Origin of the sequence: Achromobacter aegrifaciens, assembly GCF_902859965.1 — a bacterium.
Taxonomy (GTDB): domain Bacteria; phylum Pseudomonadota; class Gammaproteobacteria; order Burkholderiales; family Burkholderiaceae_B; genus Achromobacter; species Achromobacter aegrifaciens.
In genome coordinates this window covers 1,673,464-1,694,629 of record NZ_CADIKO010000001.1, presented here as the reverse complement: position 1 = coordinate 1,694,629, position 21,166 = coordinate 1,673,464, and the positions used below count along the sequence as shown (strand labels likewise).

The following is a 21,166-nucleotide window of genomic DNA, read 5'->3' as shown; positions in this document are numbered from 1 at the left end:
GATACCCATGAAACGCGTCCTGCTCGCCGCGCTCGCCGGCCTCTGCATGAATTCCGCCATCGCGGCGAAAGACTTCGTCGTCGCCCACGTCTACGACAAAACCGGCCCCCTGGAGGCCTACGCCAAGCAAACCCAGAACGGCCTGATGCTGGGGCTGGAATATGCAACGCAAGGCACCATGACGGTCGCCGGGCGCAAGATCCGCGTGATCGAAAAGGACAACCAGGGCAAGCCCGACGTGGCGCGCGCGCAGTTGGCCTCGGCCTACGCGGACGACAACGCCGACATCGCCGTCGGCCCCACCTCTTCCGGCGTCGCGCTGGCGATGCTGCCCATCGCCGAGGAGTACGAAAAGATCCTGCTGGTCGAACCCGCGGTGGCGGATTCGATCACGGGCGACAAGTGGAACAAGTACATCTTCCGCACCGGCCGCAATTCGTCGCAGGACGCCATCGCCAACGCGGTCGCCTTCGACCAGGCCGGCACCTCGATCGCCATGCTGGCGCAGGACTACGCCTTCGGCCGCGACGGCGTGAAGGCGTTCAAAGGCGCCTTGAAGAACGCCAAGATCGTGCACGAGGAATACCTGCCCGCCAACGCCACCGACTTCACCGCCGGCGCGCAGCGCCTGTTCGATGCGTTGAAGGACAAGCCGGGCCGCAAGATCATCTTCATCCTGTGGGCGGGCGCGGGCAACCCGTTCAAGATCGCCGACCTGGACCCCAAGCGCTTCGGCATCGAGATCGCCACGGGCGGCAACACGCTGGCCGCGATGACGCCGCTGAAGTCGCTGGCGGGCATGGAAGGCGCCACCTATTACTACTACGGCATCCCCAAGAATCCGATCAACGACTGGCTGGTGGCGGAACACCAGAAGCGCTACGGCCAGCCGCCGGACTTCTTCACCGCAGGCGGCATGGCCTCGGGCATCGCCATCGCCACCGCGCTGGCCAAGACCAAAGGCGACTCCGATACCGACACGCTGATCAAGGCCATGGAAGGCATGAGCTTCGAGACGCCCAAGGGCAAGATGACCTTCCGCCCCGAGGACCACCAGGCCATGCAGTCCATGTACCACTTCCGCATCAAGAACGATCCGTCGGTGCCGTGGGCCGTGCAGGATCTGGTCAAGGAAATCACGCCGGACCAGATGTCGGTGCCAATCCAGAACAAACGCTGAGCGCGTAGCCCATCCATGCTGGAAACCCAATCGCTCACGATCCGTTTCGGCGGACACGTGGCGGTCAATGAAGTCAGCTGCAGCTTTGCGCCTGGCACCCTGACCGCCATAGTCGGCCCAAACGGCGCGGGCAAGACCACCTACTTCAACCTTATTTCCGGGCAGCTGCGCGCCAGCGCCGGGACGGTGCGCCTGAACGGGCGCGACCTGACCCCGCTGGCCGCCCCCGCGCGCATGCATGCGGGACTGGGGCGTGCCTTTCAGCTGACCCAGCTGTTCCCGCGCCTGAGCGTGCATGAGAACGTGCGCCTGGCCCTGCAATCGCGCCAGCAAGGCATGAGCTGGCGCCAGATCCGGTTCTGGCGCACCTGGAGCGACGACCGGGGCCTGATCGAACGCGCCGACGCGCTGCTGGAACGCACCCGCCTGTCCGCGCGCCGTGACCAGCCTGCCGCCGACTTGCCGCACGGCGACCAGCGCAAGCTGGAGATCGCCATGCTGATCGCGCTGGAGCCGCAGGTTTTCATGTTCGACGAACCGACGGCAGGCATGAGCGTGGACGACGTGCCCGTCGTGCTGGACCTGATCCGCGAACTCAAGAACGATCCGACGAAAACGATTCTGCTCGTGGAGCACAAGATGGACGTGGTGCGCGAACTGGCGGACCGCATCGTGGTGCTGCACAACGGCCAGCTGATGGCCGACGGCGACCCGGCGGCGGTGATCGCCTCGCCCATCGTGCAGCAGGCCTATCTGGGCGTGAGCCCGGCGGAGAAGGCGGCATGACGCAGGCGTTGCTGGAATTGAAGAACGTGCACACCCACATCGGCGCGTACCACATCCTGCACGGCGTGGACCTGGCGGTCGCGCCGGCGGCCGTGACCATGCTGCTGGGCCGCAACGGCGCCGGCAAGACCACCACGCTGCGCACCATCATGGGATTGTGGCGCGCATCGCAAGGCCAGGTGAGCTTTGACGGCACGCCCGTCGGCGGCCCGGGCACGCGCACCTCGCCGCCCGACATGGCACGCATGGGCATGGCTTACGTGCCCGAAAGCATGGGCATCTTCGCCGACCTGTCCGTGAAGGAGAACATCCTGCTCGCGGCGCGCCAGGCCAGGAACGCCAGCCAGCTGGATACGGCGCGGCTGGAATGGATTTTCGGGTTCTTTCCGGCATTGAAGAAGTTCTGGCTACATCCCGCCGGCAAGCTGTCGGGCGGTCAAAAGCAGATGCTGGCTGTGGCGCGCGCCATCATCGAGCCGCGCCGGCTGCTGCTGGTGGATGAGCCCAGCAAAGGCCTGGCGCCCGCCATCATCCAGAACATGATCGACGCCTTCATTGAACTGAAGCAGGCGTCCACCACCATCCTGCTGGTCGAGCAGAACTTCAACTTCGCGCGCCTGGTCGGCGATCACGTCGCCGTGATGGACAACGGCCGCGTCGTCCATGCAGGCGGCATGGCCGAACTGGCCGCGGACGATGAACTACAGACGCGCCTCTTGGGCCTGTCGCTGGGAAGCCATCAATGAGCACGCTCGAACTCGATACCCCGCTGCCGCGCGTGCGCGCGGACCTGCGCCCCGTGCTGCTGGTGGTCGCGCTGGCCGCACTTGCCCTGCCCCTGGTGGGTTCCTTCTCCACCTGGGTCACCCTGACCCTGGCGGGGCTGGCCATGGGCATGATCATCTTCATCGTGGCCTCGGGCATGACGCTGGTCTTCGGCCTGATGGACGTGTTGAACTTCGGCCACGGCCTGTTCATCGCAATCGGCGCGTACATAGCCGCAACCGTGCTGGGCTCCATGGCCGACTGGACCCAGTCGGGCAGCTTGTGGATCAACCTGGGCGCGGTGCTGCCCGCCATGATCGTCGGCATGCTGGTCGCGGGCGCAGTGGGCCTGGCGTTCGAACGCGTCATCGTGCGGCCTGTCTACGGCCAGCATCTGAAGCAGATCCTCATCACCATGGGCGGCATGATCATCGGCGAGGAGATCATCAAGATGCTGTGGGGTCCGCAGACGATTTCCCTACCGCTGCCCGAGGCGCTGCGCGGCGCATTCCTGCTGGGCGATGCCGCCATCGAGAAGCTCCGCATTGTCGCCCTGCTGACGGGGCTGCTGGTGCTGGCCGGCATGCTGTGGCTGCTCAACCGAACCAAGCTGGGCCTTCTGATCCGCGCTGGCGTCGAGGACCGCGAGATGGTGGAAAGCCTGGGCTACCGCATCCGTCATCTGTTCGTCGGCGTGTTCGTGGCCGGCTCGATGCTGGCGGGACTGGGCGGCGTGCTATGGGGCATGTACCAGCAATCGGTCGTGCCGCAGCTGGGCGCGCAGGTCAACGTGCTGATCTTCATCGTCATCATGATCGGCGGCCTGGGCTCCACTGTGGGCTGCCTGATCGGCGCGCTGCTGGTGGGGCTGATGGCCAACTACACCGGCTTCCTGCTGCCCAAGGCCGCCCTGTTCTCGAACATCGCGCTGATGGTCGCCATCTTGCTGTGGCGTCCCCAAGGCGTGTACCCGGTCACGAATCGCTAGGAACCGCCGACATGTCCGTACGCCTGCTTTCCGGCGATCCTCCGCGCAGCACGCTGCTGGCCCTGGCGCTTATCGCCATCGTGGCCCTGCTTGCCGCCGCACCCTTCCTCTTTCCCGGTCCCAAGTCGCTGGCGGTGGCCGCGAAGATCCTGGTGTTCGTGATCCTGGTCGCGAGCTATGACTTGCTGCTGGGCTACACCGGCATCGTCAGCTTTGCGCACACCATGTTCTTCGGCATCGGCGCGTATGGCGTGGCGATCGCCAGCATCCGCATGGAACCGGGCTGGACCGCGGTGTTCGCAGGCCTGGGCGGCGGCCTGGTGGTATCGCTTGCGTTCGCCTTGCTGATCGGCCTGGCCAGCCTGCGCGTGCGCGCGATCTTCTACGCCATGATCACCCTGGCCGTCGCTGCGGCGTTCCAGACGCTGGTGTCGCAATTGTCCGATCTGACGGGTGGCGAGGATGGGCTGAACTTCAAGGTGCCGCAGATGCTGCGGCCGGCCTTCCGGCCTTTCTCGGAGCAGATCTTCGGCGTGACGGTGGACGGCCGCGTCATCACCTACTACCTGATCGCGGCGGTCTGCGTGGTGCTGTTCCTGCTGTTGCTGCGCATCGTGAATTCGCCCTTCGGCCGGGTGTTGCAAGCCATACGCGAGAACCCGTTCCGCGCCGAAGCCATCGGCTACCGCACGGTGCTTTACCGCAGCCTGTCCAATCTGCTGGCGGCCGCCTTCGCCACGCTTGCGGGCGCCATGTACGCGCTCTGGCTGCGCTACAACGGCCCGGATACCTCGCTGTCGTTCGAGATCATGCTCAACATTCTGCTGATGCTGGTGATCGGCGGGATGGGCACCATGTACGGCGCCGTGGTGGGCGCAAGCCTGTTCGTGTTCGCGCAGAGCTATCTGCAAGATGGGCTCCACGTGATCCACGACGCGGTGTCGGGCGTGGCGCCGTTGGCTCTGCTGTTCGAGCCAGACCGGTGGCTGTTGTGGCTGGGAATCCTGTTCGTGGTGTCGGTCTATTACTTCCCGACGGGAATCGCGGGGCGGTTGCGGGAACTGGCGCGGCGCCCTTGACGGGGCCGGCCCTCAGCGGCCACGCTGCCCCAACGCATCGGCCTCGCGCCGCAATCCGTCGACGCGCCGCTGCATGTCATCCAGGCTGCGGCGCGTGTCCTGGGCGCCGCGGTCCAGCTGCGAACCGGACGGGGTCGGCGTCAGAGCCGGCATGGTCATGTCCCCGCCCGGCTTCAATGGAATCATCGTCGGCGGATGCGATCCGGCCGCAGGCTTCTCGCTGAAGAGCTTCTCCAGCATCCGCATCTGTTCCCTGCGTTCCCCGATGGCCCGATCCTGGTCCATCAAGGCCTGCTCATTCGCGTCTTCAGTGCCGAAGATCGCCGCGTGATCGCGCGACAGGCCGTCCATGCGTACCCTGGCATCGGGACCGGCGTCGAGCAAGGCGCGGCCCAGGGCTGCAGGATCCTGCGCCGGCGATGGCTGCTGTCCCGACGGCGCGGCAGTCTGAGCGGCGGCCGGCAGCGCCGCCATCCATGCGCAAGCCATCAACAAGCCAAACCGCGCCGCATTCATGAAACCGCGCATGATGTCCTGATTCCTGAGTTCGAAGCAAAAGATCCGGGCGAAAAAAAACGGCAAGGGTTTGATCCCTTGCCGTCTTATATCAGAACGGCGCGCCGTTCCGATGTACTGCTTTACTTAGATGATACGTGCGGCTTCAACCAGACGCACCACGCGCCACGACTTCGAGCGCGAGATGGGACGGCCTTCAGCGATTTCAACCGTATCGCCTTCGTTGTACTGGTTCGATTCATCGTGCGCCTTGTACTTCGCGGAACGCATGATGATCTTGCCGAAGATGGGGTGCTTGACGCGGCGCTCAACGAGCACGACGACAGTCTTGTCCATCTTGTTGCTGACGACCTTGCCAACCAGCGTGCGCTGGCGCTTGGCCACTTGGGTGTTTTGAGTTTCGCTCATCTTTATTTCCCTGCCTTCTCGGTCAGCAAGGTACGAACGCGCGCGATGTCGCGACGCACGTTGCGCAGCTGGCTGGTGTTGGCCAGTTGCTGCGTGGCCTTCTGCATGCGCAGACCGAATTGTGCCTTCAGCAGGCTTTCGAGCTCTTTGCCGAGCTCGGCGGCATCTTTCGAACGGAGTTCGCTAGCTTTCATGTTAGTACTCCTTAAGCACCGATATGACGCGCGACGAACGTGGTCGAAATCGGCAGCTTGGCAGCGGCCAGGCGGAAAGCTTCACGCGCGAGCTCTTCGCTAACCCCTTCCATTTCGTAGAGCACCTTGCCGGGCTGAATTTCAGCAACCCAGTACTCCGGGTTGCCCTTACCGTTACCCATACGGACTTCGGCAGGCTTCTGCGAGATGGGCTTATCCGGGAAAATGCGAATCCAGATACGGCCGCCACGCTTGATGTGACGATTGATGGCACGACGAGCAGCTTCGATCTGGCGAGCGGTCAGACGGCCACGGCCGGTGGCCTTCAGACCGAATTCGCCGAACGACACGTGGGTACCACGGGTCGCCAGACCGGTGTTGCGGCCCTTCTGCTCTTTGCGATACTTTCTGCGAGAGGGTTGCAGCATGGTTATTCTCCTTCAGGCGCCGGAGCAGCGTCCGCCTTGCGGGGACCACCACGACCACGACCACCCGGACGACCGGTGCGAGCACCGTCCGGACGATCACCACGCGGAGCGCGGCGCGGACGACGTTCTTCTTCGCGCGGGGCAGCGGTTTCCGGCGGCAATTCGCCGTTGGCCAGCATGTCGCCCTTGTAGACCCAGACCTTGATGCCGATCACGCCATAGGTCGTGTGGGCTTCGGAGGTGCCGTAGTCGATGTTGGCCTTCAGGGTGTGCAGCGGCACACGGCCTTCGCGATACCACTCGGTGCGAGCAATTTCGATACCGTTCAGACGGCCCGAGCTCATGATCTTGATGCCTTGGGCACCCAGACGCATGGCGTTCTGCATCGCGCGCTTCATCGCGCGACGGAACATGATGCGCTTCTCGAGCTGTTGCGAGATCGAGTCGGCGATCAGTTGAGCATCGGTTTCCGGCTTGCGGATTTCTTCGATGTTGACGTGCACAGGCACGCCCATCAGACGCTGCAGATCAGCCTTCAGGCTTTCGATGTCTTCGCCGCGCTTGCCGATCACCACGCCCGGACGAGCCGAGTAGACGGTGATGCGGGCATTCTTGGCGGGACGCTCGATGATCACGCGACCGACGGAGGCGCTCTTGAGCTTCTTCTTCAGGTACTCGCGAACGCGAATGTCTTCGGCCAGCATCGAGCCGAAGGCCTTGTCGTCGGCGAACCAACGCGAGGACCAATTACGGGTGACCGCGAGACGGAACCCAGTGGGGTGAATTTTCTGACCCATCGTGACTCCTTAAGCTCCGACCTTGACCGTGATGTGGCAGGTCTGCTTCTCGATACGGTTGCCGCGGCCCTTGGCGCGAGCGGAGAAGCGCTTCATCGACTGAGCCTTGTCCACGAAGATCGTGGTGACTTTCAGTTCGTCGATGTCGGCGCCGTCATTGTGCTCGGCGTTGGCGATGGCGGATTCGACAGCCTTCTTCAGGATGGCGGCCGCCTTCTTCGGCGAGAAGGTGAGGATGTTCAGCGCTTGCGAGACGGACTTGCCGCGGATCAGGTCCGCAACCAGTCGGGTCTTTTGAGCGGAGATGTGAACCCCACGGATAATGGCAGTAGTTTCCATCGCTTACCTCTTCGCCTTCTTGTCCGCGGCGTGACCCTTGAACGTACGGGTCAGCGCGAACTCGCCCAGCTTGTGACCGACCATGTTCTCGTTGATGTAAACGGGAACGTGCTGCTTGCCGTTGTGCACAGCGATCGTCAGACCGATGAACTCGGGCAGGATCGTGGAGCGACGCGACCAGGTCTTGATCGGCTTCTTGTCTTTGCCCGCGACGGCCGTGTCCACCTTTTTGATCAGGTGAGCATCGACAAACGGGCCTTTCTTGATCGAACGTGACATAGTGTTCGCCTCTTACTTGCGCTTGCGCCGTTGGACGATCATATTGTTCGTCCGCTTGTTGCGACGGGTCTTGTAACCCTTCGCCGGAGTGCCCCACGGGCTGACCGGTTCGCGTGCTTCGCCGGTACGGCCTTCGCCGCCACCGTGCGGGTGATCCACCGGGTTCATGGCAACGCCACGAACCGTCGGGCGGACACCGCGCCAACGCATTGCACCGGCCTTGCCGATTTGGCGCAGGCTGTGTTCTTCGTTACCGACTTCACCGATGGTGGCGCGGCATTCGATGTGCACACGGCGGACTTCACCCGAGCGCAGACGCACTTGAGCGTAGATGCCTTCGCGAGCCAGCAGGACGGCGGAAGCGCCGGCCGAACGGACCATCTGGGCACCCTTGCCAGGCAGCATTTCGACGCAGTGAATCGTCGTACCCACCGGGATGTTGCGGATCGGCAGCGTGTTGCCAGCGCGGATCGGGGCTTCGACGCCCGACAGCAGCGTGGCGCCAACTTCCAGACCGCGCGGAGCGATGATGTAGCGACGTTCGCCGTCGGCGTAGCACAGCAGAGCGATGTGCGCCGTACGGTTGGGGTCATATTCCAGACGCTCGACCTTTGCCGGGATGCCATCCTTGTCGCGACGGAAGTCGACGACGCGGTAGTGCTGCTTGTGGCCACCGCCACGATGACGGATCGTGATGTGACCGTTGTTGTTACGGCCAGAACCACGGGTCTTCTTTTCCAGCAGCGGCGCGTAGGGCTCACCCTTGTGCAGGTTCGGGCTGACAACCTTCACCATGCCACGGCGGCCAGCCGAAGTCGGCTTAACTTTTACGAGGGCCATTTACTTCACCTCCGCAAAGTCGATTTCCTGGCCGTCCTTGAGCGACACGTAAGCCTTGCGCTCATTGCGACGACGGCCAACGAATCGGCCAAAGCGCTTGACTTTGCCCTTACGGTTGAGGACCTGCACGGACTCGACCTGCACCTTGAAGAGCAGTTCGACGGCAGCCTTGATTTCCGGCTTGGTAGCGTCAGCCACGACACGGAAAGCGACTTGCTGATTCTTCTCGGCAACGAAGGTGGCCTTTTCGGTCACGATCGGGGCCAGAATGACTTGCATCAAGCGTTCAGCGTTCATCCCAGCATCTCCTCGAGTTGAGCGATGGCCGGCTTGGTGATCAGCACTTTCTTGTAGTGGACCAGCGACAACGGATCGGCATAACGGGGCTCGACAACAGCAACGTGCGGCAGGTTGCGGGTGGCGAGGTAAACATTTTCATCAACGCTGTCGGTGATGATCAGGACCGAGTCCAGGCCCAGGCTCTTCAGCTTGGCAGCTGCGTCCTTGGTCTTGGGCGATGCCAGATCAAACGATTCGACGACGGCGATGCGGTCTTCGCGAGCGAGCTGCGACAGGATCGAACGGATCCCGGCGCGGTACATCTTCTTGTTGACCTTCTGGCTGAAGTTCTCTTCGGGCGAGTTCGGGAAAATCCGACCACCGCCACGCCACAGCGGCGACGAAGTCATACCGGCGCGAGCGCGGCCGGTACCCTTCTGGCGCCAGGGCTTCTTGGTCGAGTGCTTGACTTCAGTGCGATCCTTCTGAGCGCGGTTACCCGAACGGGCGTTGGCTTGGAAAGCCACCACGATCTGATGAATCAGCGCTTCGTTGAAGTCACGGCCGAAGATGGTGTCCGGTGCGCTGAACGTAGCAGCGGCCTGACCTTGGTCGTTCAGGAGCTTGAGATCCATTTACTTACGCTCCCTTCTTGGCCGGGGCCTTGATGGCCGGGCGCACGACGATGTCGGCGCCAGCGTGGCCGGGGACAGCGCCCTTGACCAGCAGCAGGCCGCGCTCAACGTCAACGCGAACGACGTCGAGGTTTTGAACGGTGCGGGTGACATCACCCAGGTGACCGGCCATGCGCTTACCCGGGAAAATACGGCCCGGATCTTGAGCTTGACCAATCGAGCCCGGGACGCGGTGCGAACGGGAGTTACCGTGCGACGCGCGCTGCGAACCGAAGTTGTGACGCTTGATGGTACCGGCGAAGCCTTTACCAATGGTGGTGCCCGTGACGTCGACCTGTTGGCCGGCTTCGAACACCGATTCCACGGCGATCACGGAACCGGCCGCAAATTCAGCGGCGCGAGCGGGATCAAGGCGGAATTCTTTGAGGATGCTACCGGCTTCAGCGCCGGCTTTGGCGTAGTGGCCCGTTTGCGGCTGAGCCACACGCGAGGCACGACGAGTGCCATAAGCCACTTGGATCGCGGCGTAGCCGTCGGTTTCCAGCGACTTAACTTGGGTCACGCGGTTGTTCGACACGTCCAGCACGGTCACCGGGATGGATTCACCTTCCTCGGTAAAAATGCGGGTCATGCCGACCTTGCGACCCACCAGCCCCAGCCGGTGAGCGGCGGGCGTGGGTGTCGAATTCGACATCGTTTTCTCCATTCCCGACTGCGATTGGTCGGGGCTAATCAGGCAAAAGGTAACGGCCTTTGCCCTACGACTATGTTCAACCTGGTACGAATTCCGGCGGGGGCCGCCTTTCTTTTTCCCATAGTTGCTCTTGCCACAAAATGGCAAGCTTCGCATATTAGCACGTTTTTTCCAGTGGACACAAGCACTTAGCGCGCTTCGGCGCCACTGCAAAGGGCAAATTCACCACAGCCAGCATAAGCAGACCGCCTTGGCGGCGTTGGCTGGGGCTGAATCCGGTAGTGAGCGCCTGCTAACAAAATCCGGAAGGAAACGTTTGGGCGCCCTGCCCGCCCGGAACCGGGCGTCGCGCTCAGCGGTTCCAAAACAAAATGGCCGCACTCCCGAGGGATGCGGCCATTTTTATTTCGTGCCTGCCGGCGAAGGTAGCAGGCCCGAAGCGCTTTATTACTGCAGCGCGATTTCGACGTCGACGCCGGCCGGCAGGTCCAGACGCATCAGAGCGTCAACGGTCTTGTCGGTGGGATCAACGATGTCCATCAGGCGCTGGTGCGTACGGATTTCGAACTGGTCGCGCGACGTCTTGTTGACGTGCGGCGAGCGCAGGACGTCGTAGCGACGGATACGCGTGGGCAGCGGCACCGGACCGCGGACAACTGCGCCGGTACGCTTGGCGGTATCGACGATTTCAGCGGCCGATTGATCGATCAGCTTGTAATCGAAGGCTTTCAAGCGGATACGGATCTTTTGGTTTTTCATGGCGTTTCCTAAAGAACGAGAGGCGAAGGCGACGAGGCCGCCCTCGCTGGTTGTGTGCTGCTTAAGTGATCCGAATTACTTCAGGATCTTGGCGACGACGCCGGCGCCGACGGTACGACCGCCTTCACGGATGGCGAAACGCAGGCCTTCTTCCATGGCGATGGGGGCCAGCAGCTTGACCGTCATGGCCACGTTGTCGCCCGGCAGAACCATTTCCTTGTCGGCCGGCAGTTCGATCGTGCCCGTCACGTCCGTCGTGCGGAAGTAGAACTGGGGACGATAGCCTTGGAAGAACGGGGTGTGACGGCCGCCTTCTTCCTTGGACAGGATGTACACCTCGGAGGTGAAGTCGGTGTGCGGGGTGATCGAGCCCGGCTTGGCCAGAACTTGGCCGCGCTGGACGTCTTCACGCTTGGTGCCGCGCAGCAGGATGCCCACGTTGTCGCCCGCTTGACCTTGGTCCAGCAGCTTGCGGAACATTTCCACGCCCGTGCAGGTCGTCTTGACCGTCGGAACGATACCGACGATTTCGATTTCTTCGCCGACCTTGATCACGCCGCGTTCGATACGGCCGGTCACCACGGTGCCGCGACCCGAGATCGAGAACACGTCTTCAACCGGCATCAGGAACGTGCCGTCCACGGCGCGCTCGGGCGTCGGGATGTACGAATCCAGCGCAGCGGCCAGAGCCATGATGGCCTGTTCGCCCAGTTCGCCCTTGTCGCCTTCCAGTGCCAGCTTGGCCGAACCCTTCACGATCGGGGTGTCGTCGCCCGGGAAGTCGTACTTCGACAGCAGTTCGCGGACTTCCATTTCCACCAGCTCGAGCAGCTCGGCATCGTCAACCATGTCAGCCTTGTTCAGGAAGACGATGATGTACGGCACGCCAACCTGGCGCGACAGCAGGATGTGTTCGCGGGTTTGCGGCATCGGGCCGTCAGCGGCCGACACGACCAGGATCGCGCCGTCCATTTGCGCGGCGCCCGTGATCATGTTCTTCACATAGTCAGCGTGGCCCGGGCAGTCAACGTGCGCGTAGTGACGCGCTTCCGTTTCGTACTCGACGTGAGCCGTGTTGATCGTGATGCCGCGAGCCTTTTCTTCAGGAGTCGCGTCGATCTGGTCGTAGCCCTTGGCTTCGCCGCCGAACTTGTTCGACAGAACGGTCGTGATGGCCGCCGTCAGGGTGGTCTTGCCGTGGTCAACGTGGCCGATGGTGCCGACGTTCACGTGCGGCTTGGTGCGTTCAAACTTGCCTTTTGCCATGATCTCTATCCTTTGACTTTCAAGGAAATTTCGATATTTGCCGCGCCGCCTTTTGGGCGGACGCGGCGAGGGTTATTTACTTGGCCCGAGCGGCGATGACTTCGTCAGCGACGTTCTTGGGAGCCTCGGAGTAATGCTTGAATTCCATCGTGTACGTGGCACGACCTTGCGTCAGCGAACGCAGGTTCGTGGCGTAACCGAACATCTCGGCCAGCGGAACTTCGGCCTTGATGGTCTTGCCGCCGCCAACCATGTCGTCCATGCCCTGAACCATGCCGCGACGCGAGGACAGATCGCCCATCACGGTGCCAGCGTAGTCTTCAGGCGTTTCGACTTCAACGGCCATCATCGGTTCCAGCAGCACGGGGCTGGCCTTGCGCAGACCTTCCTTGAATGCCATGGAGCCGGCCATCTTGAACGCGTTTTCGTTCGAGTCCACGTCGTGGTACGAACCGAAGAACAGCGTGACCTTGACGTCGACGATCGGGTAGCCAGCCAACACGCCCGAAGGCAGCGTTTCCTGGATGCCCTTGTCCACCGCGGGGATGTATTCGCGAGGAACCACACCGCCCTTGATGGCGTCCACGAATTCGTAGCCACCGCCAGGAGCCAACGGCTCGACCTTCAGAACCACGTGACCGTACTGACCGCGACCGCCCGACTGCTTGACGAACTTGCCTTCAACTTCGTCGCAGGTCTTGCGGATGGTTTCGCGGTAAGCCACCTGCGGCTTGCCGACGTTCGCTTCCACGCCGAATTCGCGCTTCATGCGGTCAACCAGAATTTCCAGGTGCAGTTCGCCCATGCCGGAAATGATGGTCTGGCCGGATTCTTCGTCGCTGCGCACGCGGAACGACGGATCTTCCTGCGCCAGGCGCGACAGCGCCAGGCCCATCTTTTCCTGGTCAGCCTTGGACTTGGGTTCCACGGCCTGCGAAATCACGGGCTCGGGGAACTCCATGCGCTCCAGCGTCACGTGCGAATCGACATCGCACAGCGTTTCGCCGGTGGTCACGTCCTTCAGGCCCACGACGGCGGCGATGTCGCCAGCCAGAACTTCCTTGATTTCCTCGCGGTTGTTCGCGTGCATCTGCAGAATGCGGCCGATACGCTCCTTCTTGCCCTTGATCGGGTTGAACACGGTGTCGCCCGACTTCAGGACGCCCGAGTACACGCGGACAAAGGTCAATTGGCCGACGAACGGGTCGGTCATCAGCTTGAACGCCAGCGACGAGAACTTCTCGCCGTCGTCAGCTTGACGCAGGACTTCGTTGCCGTTGTCATCGGTGCCTTCGACCGGCGGAATATCCACGGGCGACGGCAGGTAGTCGATGACGGCGTCGAGCATGCGCTGCACGCCCTTGTTCTTGAAGGCGGTGCCGCACAGCATCGGCTGGATTTCGCCGGCGATGGTGCGCTGACGGATGGCCAGGTTGATCTCGGCTTCTTCCAGCGAGCCGGTCTCGAGGTACTTGTTCATCAGTTCCTCGGACGACTCGGCGGCAGCTTCGACCAGCTTTTCGCGCCATTCTTCAGCCGCGCCTTGCAGTTCGGCCGGAATGTCTTCGTAGTCGAACTTGATGCCTTGGCTGGCTTCGTCCCAGATGATCGCCTTCATCTTGACCAGGTCGATCACGCCCTTGAACGTGTCTTCGGCGCCGATGGGGATCACGACGGGGACGGGGTTCGCGCGCAGGCGGTTCTTCAGCTGGTCATAGACCTTGAAGAAGTTGGCGCCGGTGCGGTCCATCTTGTTGACGAAGGCCAGACGCGGCACGCCGTACTTGTTGGCTTGGCGCCACACGGTTTCGGACTGGGGCTGAACACCGCCCACCGCGCAGTAGACCATGCAAGCACCGTCCAGGACGCGCATGGAACGTTCCACCTCAATGGTGAAGTCCACGTGTCCCGGGGTGTCGATGATGTTGATGCGGTGTTCGGGATAGTTCTTGGCCATGCCACGCCAAAACGCCGTCGTAGCAGCCGACGTAATGGTGATGCCACGCTCTTGCTCTTGTTCCATCCAGTCCATGGTGGCTGCGCCATCATGCACTTCGCCAATCTTGTGATTGACGCCGGTGTAGAACAGGATACGTTCGGTCGTGGTGGTTTTCCCTGCATCGATGTGCGCAGAGATACCAATGTTGCGATAGCGCTCGATCGGGGTTTTGCGGGCCATGGTGGGTTAGTCCTTAAATTACCAGCGGAAATGGCTGAAGGCCTTGTTGGCCTCTGCCATCTTGTGCGTGTCTTCGCGCTTCTTCATCGCGGCGCCACGACCTTCGGAGGCGTCGATCAGTTCGCCAGCAAGACGCAGATCCATCGACTTCTCGCCACGCTTCTTGGCGGCTTCACGGAGCCAACGCATAGCCAGGGCCAGGCGGCGCACGGGGCGCACTTCAACCGGCACTTGGTAGTTGGCACCGCCAACGCGGCGGCTCTTCACTTCGACGATCGGCTTGATGTTGTTGATCGCCAGGCTGAAAACTTCGATCGGCTCCTTGCCGGTCTTGGTTTGCACTTGCTCGAGGGCGCCGTAAACGATGCGCTCGGCGACGGCCTTCTTGCCGTCCAGCATGACGACGTTCATGAACTTGGCGAGTTCGACGCTGCCGAACTTGGGATCGGGCAGAATCTCGCGCTTGGGTACTTCGCGACGACGGGGCATTGTTGCTTCCTTGTGTCTGTTCAGTTGAACCGTGTTTCATTACACGGCCATGGCCGTCCATGGAGACGACCCCTTACGTGCCGCGCACATTCCCATCATCTGGATGGCGCGGTCGCACTTCCCTAGTGACGGACTTCCGCCACGCGGGGGTACTGCTGACTCGTTATTAAGCCTTCTTCGGGCGCTTGGCGCCGTACTTCGAGCGGGCTTGCTTACGATCCTTGACGCCTTGCAGGTCGAGGGAACCGCGCACGATGTGATAACGCACACCGGGCAAGTCCTTCACACGACCGCCACGCACCAGAACCACCGAGTGCTCTTGCAGGTTGTGGCCTTCACCGCCGATGTACGAAATGACTTCGTAACCGTTGGTCAGACGCACTTTGGCAACCTTACGCAGAGCAGAGTTCGGCTTCTTGGGGGTGGTGGTGTACACGCGAGTGCACACGCCGCGGCGTTGCGGGCAGTTTTCGAGCGCGGGGCTCTTGCTTTTGATGATGCTGACTTCGCGCGGCTTGCGCACGAGTTGGCTAATGGTAGGCATGACCTTTGAAATCCCTTTTACGTACCACTGGGTAAGTACTTACGTACTCGTCTCCTCAAGCAGTGAACTTTCGGAGAAGGCAGTTCGCGCAAAACCGCCTCAAACGTTCGTATACGTAAAAGAGCGGGCTTGCCAACAAACTATGACAAAACGCACAAAGCTGGATGCCGTGGAGCGACGACGCCGGAAGGACCCGATGCCGCGAAGCCGTGTGGCCTGGAAGACGAAAGGCTCGTGACGCACCCCGTTCCCAGACACCGTACTTCTGAACCCTACCGCGGCCAGTTTTTGCGCGCGAAATAAAGCAGTAAGCCCTTTAGCATAACTGAGATAAAGGCTTGCTGTCAAAGAAAATTGTAAGGCCTGCGACGTGGCGTGTTGCCGGCAGAAGACCGCCCGTTCGGCGGCGCTCGCGGAAATTAGGGCCACATATGCCGAAAAACGGAAGCGGAAATTGGGGCCACTGATCGTGACGAACCGCGGGAAAACGATAGGCGGACTTTCCGGCAGCAGCTGGCGCCAGGCACGCCAACCAGTGTACCCGCCCGCGTTACTGATCGGCGAACAGGTAGCCGCTGCCGTAGACCGTGCGGATCGGCAGCATCACCCCGGCCAGCTCGGCCTTGCGGCGCAAGCGGCTGACGATCACGTCGATGCTGCGCGAACCGCTGGCGCGCACCCCGCCGCCTTCAACCTGCAGCTCGTCGCCCAATTCAGTCCGGCCCACGGCCTTGCCCGCGACTTCCAGCAGCGAGCGCACGATCAGGCGTTCGTTGGCGGAGAGGGAGATGGTCGCCCCCGAGGGCGCCGCCAGGGTCCAGCCCTGGTCTCGCAGTTCCCACTGCCCGTTCTGGGCGGCCTCGGCCACGGACGCCGCGTCCTGCCCCGCGGGCAAGCGGCGCGCCAGGGACAGCAGGATGCAGGCCAGCTCGCGCGGATCCTGCGGATCTGGCAGACAGGCGTCTGCGCCGCTTTGCAGGCAGCGCAGGCGGCTATCCACCGACATGCCGCGCCCCGTGACCACGATGCCCATCGACGACGAGCCGTGCAGGCGCGCCACCAGGGCGTAGCCGATTTCACCCAAGGTCCCGACATCCAGGACCACGACGTCATAGCCGCCGCCGTTGAGCAATCCAAACAATTCGAGAGACGTCGAGCAACCGCGTGCAGAAATACCAGCTTGCAGCAATGCGGACACGGCAATGCCGCGAGCGGCCTCGTCCGGTGACATCATAAGTATGCGCAATTGATTCATATCTGTTCCATCCGACCAACAACCTCGACCGGCTCCGCCCCCGCCGTACTGCGGAGGGGAGAACGATTGAGACAGTGTGGCGCGTTGTTACGCAACAACTCCAGTCAAGATTCGTCAACTTTGCAATGTTTGACAGTTCTTGCCATAACGTAGCCAGCCGGGGCCCCTCCCGAGTTATCATTCGTTTACACCTATATATTCCTTTCTCATCTTGCAGTAGGGCGCCATAGCGCGCGCTTGCGTAGCAAACCTTCGCGAGAACACGTCTGATGAAAATCGCGTCGCTGGAAGACGACCTGGATCAAGCACGACGCATCCAGCAAGTTCTGACCACTGCCGGATACGACTGCACCAGTTATCAGCAAAGCCGGGATCTGCTGGCCGCGCTACGCACTGAGCATTTCGACCTGGTGCTGCTGGACTGGCATCTGCCCGACATCGACGGTGACGATGTGGTGCGGTGGCTGCGTGCCAATATCGGCCCGCGCATCCCGGTCATCTTCCTGACCAACCGGTCCAGCGAAGACGATCTGGTGGAAGGCCTGCGCGCGGGCGCGGACGACTACATCGTCAAACCGTTGCGCCCCCTGGAGCTGCTGGCCCGGGTGGCGGCCTTGCTGCGCCGCAGCCAGATTGCCGAGCCCGCGAACGATGCCTTCGACGTAGCGCGTTATCGCATCGAACCCGCCGCCCGCAGCATCACCCTGGATTCCGCGGTTGTGCCGCTCGCCCCCAAGGAATTCGAACTGGCGCTGCTGTTTTTCCGCAATGTCGGCCGCCTCATGTCCCGCGACGTGCTGGCTGAATGTGTATGGAACCGGGAAATTCCGGCCACCTCGCGCACCCTGGACACCCACTTGTCGAACATCCGGCAAAAGCTCCAGCTGCGTCCGGAACATGGCGTGCGTCTTACGTCTTCATATGCGTTGGGCTACCGGCTTGAGCTGATCAGCTCGCCGGAAGACATCGCAGTCAATCCGCAGTAAGCGCCTGCGCGCATCCCTGGAGAATCGAGAGTCATGAGCCGCTGCCGCGCGCTTTCTTTGCTTGCCCTGATGTCCTGCCTGACGTTGATGGCGCCGGCGCGCAGCCAGCCTGCCGGCGCGCTCGGAGATGATTTCATCTACCGCATACGGCAAGGCGATACGCTGATCGACCTGGCGACCCGCTATACGCACAAGCCGGCCAACTGGAACCAGTTGCAGACCCTGAACAAGGTCGTCACGCCCGAAACGCTGCCCATCGGGCTGGAGTTGCGCATTCCGCTGTCCATGATTCCCGTACGGCCCGCCGACGCCCGCGTCGTGCACGTCAGCGGCCAGGCGAACGTCGATGGCAAGCCCCTGCGGGCCGGCGATACCGTGGCCGAAGGCAGCACGGTCGGCACCGCCGCCAACGGCTTCGTGACGCTGGAGCTGGCCGATGGTTCCAAGCTGACGCTGCCGGCTGGCGGTTCGGTCGAATTGACGCGCCTGCGCCAGTTCGAAGGCACGGCGCTGACGGATTCCGTCGTCCAGGTGCAAAAGGGCGGCGTGGAATCGACCGTGGCACCGTCCGGACAGGGCGTGGGCCGCTTCGAAGTCCGCACGCCGGTCGCAGTCACCGGCGTGCGCGGCACGCGCTTCCGCGTACAAAGCGGCGCGCAAGGCGTGCACAGCGAAGTGCTGGAAGGCAGCGTGCGGCTGCAGCCCCACGCCCCCGGATCGGCCCCGGCCAAACCCGTGGCGGTGGCCACGGGCTACGGTGCGGCGGTCGGCACGGACGGCGTCGTCTCGGGCATGCGCGCGCTGCTGGATGCGCCGCAACTGGGCACGCCCACGCGTGCGGGCGGCGGCGCCTGGACCGCTGACGTCTCGCCCGTGTCCGGCGCACAGAGCTATCTGGTGCGCGTCTCGCGCGATGCCGAAGGCGCGTTGCCGGTATCGTCGACGAGCTTCCCCACCAACGACATCCGCTTTACGGCGCCCGGTCCCGGCACCTACTACGTGTCCGTGCGCGCGGTGGATGACCTGGGCCTGAACGGGCGCGACGCGATCGCAACCTTCGAGGGCGCGAACATGCTCCTGACCTCCGACGGCTCGGGCGTCGCCAGCGGCACGGGCGGCCTGATCACGCTGACCGATTACTAGAGCCCGCCCCATGGCCGACGCCGATCCGCAGGACCGGACCTCGCGCTCAGGGCTGTGGCTGACTGTGGCTTTGGCGGCGCTTGCCGCCATCCTGGGTGCCTTCAACGGCCTGGGCCGTTTCGACCAGATTCTTTATGACCGCGCCTTGTCGGTAACCGGGCGCGCCGCCGATCCCGATATCCTGATCGTCGCGATAGACGATGACAGCGTCAAGGCACTGGGCCATTGGCCCTGGCGGCGCGCGGTCCACGCGGCGCTGCTGGACCGGCTGCAGGCCGCTCGAGCCGTGGCGCTGGACCTGATCTTCGCCGAACCGGACATGGCCAATCCGAACGACGACCGCATTCTGGCCGACAGCATCCGGCGCCACGGACGCGCCGTCCTGCCGGTCGTATTGGACCGGCTCGACCGCCCTTCCGCCGTCAACGAACCCATCCCCGGCGTGGCGCAGGCCGCCGCCGCGAAAGGCTTCATCAACGCGCGCATCGACCCGGATGGCGTGGTGCGCGAAGCCACCCTGACCGCGCGGCTTGGAGACCGCCGCTGGAACCATCTGGCCTTGGCCATGCTGGACGTCGGCGGCGAACCGGATTCCGCGCAAAAGCTGTTGAAACGCGCCGCGCCTGACGGCAGCATCCTGATCCCCTACGCCGGCCCCACCGCGCATACGCGCACCGTGTCCTACCTGTCCGTGTTGCGCGGCGATCTGTCGCCGGAGGATCTGCGCGGCAAGTACGTGCTGGTCGGCGCCTGGGCCACCGGCCTGGGCGACGCTTACCCGACACCGGTATCGCATGACGTCAGCGGCATGTCGGGGGTGGAGATCATCGCCAACCTGCTGCACGCCGCGCGCGACGACATCGCCTATCGGCTGCCGCCCGCCTGGTGCAACGCGCTGTTTGCGGCGCTGCCCGTGCTGCTGGCCTGCCTGGCCCTGTGGCGGCTGTCGCCCAAGCGGGCCCTGCTGGTCAGCCTGGCGCTGTTCGCCCTCATCCTGCTGACGGCGCTGCTGCTGCTGGCCTATGCCTATGTGTGGTTCGCGCCGGCCGCGGCCCTGCTGGGCGTGACGCTGTGCTATCCGCTCTGGAGCTGGCGCAGCCAGGAGGCCGCGCTGCGCTACATGGACAACGAGCTGCGTCGCCTGCAGCGCGAGTACCCGCCGGTGCTGAACGAAGCCGGCGCCCAGGGCGCGGGACCCAGCGTGTCGCTGGAGAGCCGCGTCGGGGAGCTGCGCCGGGCGCTGGCCCGAGTGCGCAACCTGCGCCGCTTCCTGGCCGACGGCCTGGACGGCATGCCGGACGCCACGCTGGTTTTCGATCAGGACGGCCGCATGCAATTCCGCAACCAGGCGGCGGTCATGTATTTCCAGCGGCTGGGCATGCGCCCTCCCCGCGTCGGCCGCCCGGCCGCGCACCTGCTCGAGAAGACCATCTCCGATCCTGCCACGCGCCAACGCGTCGCCGAAGCGCTTAGCGGCCAAGGCCCGGTCGCCGCGTCATCGCCCTGGAGCGCCGACCTGGAAATACGCGACCACGCGGGGCGCGACCTGATCCTGAAATGCGCGCCCATCCATACCGCCGAAGGCAACTTCGCCGGCACCGTCACCACGCTGACGGACATCTCGCGCATCCGCCAGGCCGAACGCCAGCGCGAGGAAACCCTGCGCTTCATCTCGCACGACATGCGCGCGCCTCAAAGCTCGATCCTTGCGCTGGTCGAAATGAAGCAGGAAAGCGGCTCGGCCGAAGACCAGGGTGAAACCCTGGGCCGCATCGCCGCGCTGGCCAACCGTACGCTGCGCCTGGTCGACGACTTCGTGCATCTGACCCGTGCCGAATCGATGACGATCAGCGCAGTAGAGCTGGATCTAGGCAGCCTGCTCCAGGACGCCGTGGACGAATTCTGGGCCTCGGCGCAGAAGCGCGGCATCGAACTCGCCCTCGCGCTGCCGCTGCCCGCCGCCTACGTCCGCGGCGATCAGACCCTGCTCATGCGCACGCTGTGCAATCTGATCGACAACGCCATCAAGTACAGCCCGGCGGACACGCGGATCGAATGCGGCGTCGACGAGGAACCCGGCTTCTGGCGCGTCAATATCCGCGATCAGGGCCAGGGTATCGCAGCGCAGGATCTGGCCCGCTTGTTCGAGCCGTTCTCGCGCGTGGGTGTGGAAACCCGCGGCGATGTCGGTGGCGCGGGCCTGGGCCTGGCATTCGTGCGCACGGTGGCCGAACGCCACGGCGGATCAGTCGAGGTCAGCAGCGAGCTGGGCGTGGGTTCGGTCTTCACGCTGCGCCTGCCGATGGCGCCGGAGGAGATGCCCGCGGCATAGCCGCGG

The 21,166-nt window shown here is 63.4% G+C and carries 25 protein-coding genes; 8 read left to right on the top strand and 17 right to left on the bottom strand.

The genetic code is table 11. The annotated features are described in order from the left end of the window. Positions 1–7: 7 nt before the first annotated feature. The 5 genes from HV793_RS07890 to HV793_RS07870 are packed head-to-tail and all read left to right on the top strand — an operon-like array spanning position 8 to position 4,798. Entirely contained in the window at positions 8–1,180 is a 1,173-nt protein-coding gene (locus HV793_RS07890; RefSeq protein WP_119449747.1) for a substrate-binding domain-containing protein, read from the top strand. 15 nt (positions 1,181–1,195) lie between these two features. Next, the gene (locus HV793_RS07885; protein ID WP_054457275.1) at positions 1,196–1,966 is read left to right on the top strand and encodes an ABC transporter ATP-binding protein; all 771 of its coding nucleotides are present in this window, start codon (positions 1,196–1,198) and stop codon (positions 1,964–1,966) included. Further along, complete coding sequence (locus HV793_RS07880; protein WP_119449748.1) at positions 1,963–2,712, top strand: ABC transporter ATP-binding protein; 750 nt, start codon at positions 1,963–1,965, stop codon at positions 2,710–2,712. Before HV793_RS07885 ends, HV793_RS07880 begins: the two co-directional genes overlap by 4 nt. After that, the gene (locus HV793_RS07875; RefSeq protein ID WP_175212955.1) at positions 2,709–3,719 is read left to right on the top strand and encodes a branched-chain amino acid ABC transporter permease; all 1,011 of its coding nucleotides are present in this window, start codon (positions 2,709–2,711) and stop codon (positions 3,717–3,719) included. The genes HV793_RS07880 and HV793_RS07875 overlap by 4 nt, the downstream gene beginning before the upstream one ends. A gap of 11 nt (positions 3,720–3,730) precedes the next feature. Next, complete coding sequence (locus HV793_RS07870; protein ID WP_054457281.1) at positions 3,731–4,798, top strand: branched-chain amino acid ABC transporter permease; 1,068 nt, start codon at positions 3,731–3,733, stop codon at positions 4,796–4,798. A 12-nt stretch (positions 4,799–4,810) separates the two neighbouring features. Here HV793_RS07870 and HV793_RS07865 read toward each other — a convergent pair whose 3' ends face one another. From HV793_RS07865 to HV793_RS07785, 17 genes are all read right to left on the bottom strand, one after another. After that, on the bottom strand, positions 4,811–5,326 hold the full coding sequence (locus HV793_RS07865) for a hypothetical protein (RefSeq protein WP_175160065.1): 516 nt from the start codon (positions 5,324–5,326) through the stop codon (positions 4,811–4,813). Between the two features lie 114 nt (positions 5,327–5,440). After that, complete coding sequence (rpsQ, locus tag HV793_RS07860) at positions 5,441–5,722, bottom strand: 30S ribosomal protein S17 (RefSeq protein ID WP_006216549.1); 282 nt, start codon at positions 5,720–5,722, stop codon at positions 5,441–5,443. Between the two features lie 2 nt (positions 5,723–5,724). Next, the gene (gene rpmC / locus HV793_RS07855; RefSeq protein ID WP_003806912.1) at positions 5,725–5,916 is read right to left on the bottom strand and encodes a 50S ribosomal protein L29; all 192 of its coding nucleotides are present in this window, start codon (positions 5,914–5,916) and stop codon (positions 5,725–5,727) included. A gap of 11 nt (positions 5,917–5,927) precedes the next feature. Next, complete coding sequence (gene rplP, locus HV793_RS07850) at positions 5,928–6,344, bottom strand: 50S ribosomal protein L16 (protein WP_006389610.1); 417 nt, start codon at positions 6,342–6,344, stop codon at positions 5,928–5,930. A gap of 2 nt (positions 6,345–6,346) precedes the next feature. Then, positions 6,347–7,141 carry a 30S ribosomal protein S3 gene (gene rpsC, locus HV793_RS07845; protein WP_042795906.1) on the bottom strand — a complete coding sequence of 265 codons (795 nt, stop codon included), beginning with the start codon at positions 7,139–7,141 and terminating at the stop codon, positions 6,347–6,349. A gap of 9 nt (positions 7,142–7,150) precedes the next feature. Next, positions 7,151–7,480 carry a 50S ribosomal protein L22 gene (gene rplV / locus HV793_RS07840; protein ID WP_043541551.1) on the bottom strand — a complete coding sequence of 110 codons (330 nt, stop codon included), beginning with the start codon at positions 7,478–7,480 and terminating at the stop codon, positions 7,151–7,153. A gap of 3 nt (positions 7,481–7,483) precedes the next feature. Beyond that, on the bottom strand, positions 7,484–7,759 hold the full coding sequence (rpsS, locus tag HV793_RS07835; RefSeq protein WP_006216555.1) for a 30S ribosomal protein S19: 276 nt from the start codon (positions 7,757–7,759) through the stop codon (positions 7,484–7,486). Between the two features lie 12 nt (positions 7,760–7,771). After that, a complete protein-coding gene (gene rplB, locus HV793_RS07830) occupies positions 7,772–8,599 on the bottom strand; it encodes a 50S ribosomal protein L2 (protein WP_054457285.1) in 828 nt (275 codons plus the stop codon). Next, entirely contained in the window at positions 8,600–8,896 is a 297-nt protein-coding gene (rplW, locus tag HV793_RS07825) for a 50S ribosomal protein L23 (RefSeq protein WP_006216557.1), read from the bottom strand. Continuing rightward, entirely contained in the window at positions 8,893–9,513 is a 621-nt protein-coding gene (gene rplD, locus HV793_RS07820; protein WP_013397019.1) for a 50S ribosomal protein L4, read from the bottom strand. Before rplD ends, rplW begins: the two co-directional genes overlap by 4 nt. Before the next feature lie 4 nt (positions 9,514–9,517). Continuing rightward, the gene (gene rplC, locus HV793_RS07815) at positions 9,518–10,207 is read right to left on the bottom strand and encodes a 50S ribosomal protein L3 (protein ID WP_008168945.1); all 690 of its coding nucleotides are present in this window, start codon (positions 10,205–10,207) and stop codon (positions 9,518–9,520) included. A 447-nt stretch (positions 10,208–10,654) separates the two neighbouring features. Next, entirely contained in the window at positions 10,655–10,966 is a 312-nt protein-coding gene (gene rpsJ, locus HV793_RS07810; protein ID WP_003806903.1) for a 30S ribosomal protein S10, read from the bottom strand. Between the two features lie 75 nt (positions 10,967–11,041). Beyond that, positions 11,042–12,232 carry an elongation factor Tu gene (gene tuf / locus HV793_RS07805; RefSeq protein WP_175205412.1) on the bottom strand — a complete coding sequence of 397 codons (1,191 nt, stop codon included), beginning with the start codon at positions 12,230–12,232 and terminating at the stop codon, positions 11,042–11,044. A 76-nt stretch (positions 12,233–12,308) separates the two neighbouring features. Further along, complete coding sequence (fusA, locus tag HV793_RS07800) at positions 12,309–14,411, bottom strand: elongation factor G (protein ID WP_054459383.1); 2,103 nt, start codon at positions 14,409–14,411, stop codon at positions 12,309–12,311. A gap of 18 nt (positions 14,412–14,429) precedes the next feature. Next, positions 14,430–14,900, bottom strand: coding sequence for a 30S ribosomal protein S7 (gene rpsG, locus HV793_RS07795; protein ID WP_006216561.1), 471 nt, complete (start codon positions 14,898–14,900; stop codon positions 14,430–14,432). Positions 14,901–15,066: 166 nt separating this feature from the next. Beyond that, on the bottom strand, positions 15,067–15,444 hold the full coding sequence (gene rpsL / locus HV793_RS07790; RefSeq protein WP_005017264.1) for a 30S ribosomal protein S12: 378 nt from the start codon (positions 15,442–15,444) through the stop codon (positions 15,067–15,069). A 550-nt stretch (positions 15,445–15,994) separates the two neighbouring features. Next, on the bottom strand, positions 15,995–16,699 hold the full coding sequence (locus HV793_RS07785; RefSeq protein ID WP_054459381.1) for a response regulator transcription factor: 705 nt from the start codon (positions 16,697–16,699) through the stop codon (positions 15,995–15,997). A gap of 269 nt (positions 16,700–16,968) precedes the next feature. Here HV793_RS07785 and HV793_RS07780 point away from each other — a divergent pair, with 269 nt between their 5' ends. From HV793_RS07780 to HV793_RS07770, 3 genes are read left to right on the top strand one after another with little or no spacing between them, the layout of a single operon-like run. Next, a complete protein-coding gene (locus HV793_RS07780) occupies positions 16,969–17,685 on the top strand; it encodes a response regulator transcription factor (protein ID WP_054459379.1) in 717 nt (238 codons plus the stop codon). Positions 17,686–17,718: 33 nt separating this feature from the next. Next, positions 17,719–18,828 carry a FecR family protein gene (locus tag HV793_RS07775; RefSeq protein WP_175212954.1) on the top strand — a complete coding sequence of 370 codons (1,110 nt, stop codon included), beginning with the start codon at positions 17,719–17,721 and terminating at the stop codon, positions 18,826–18,828. Between the two features lie 10 nt (positions 18,829–18,838). Then, positions 18,839–21,160, top strand: coding sequence for a CHASE2 domain-containing protein (locus HV793_RS07770; RefSeq protein WP_175212953.1), 2,322 nt, complete (start codon positions 18,839–18,841; stop codon positions 21,158–21,160). Positions 21,161–21,166: the final 6 nt, after the last annotated feature.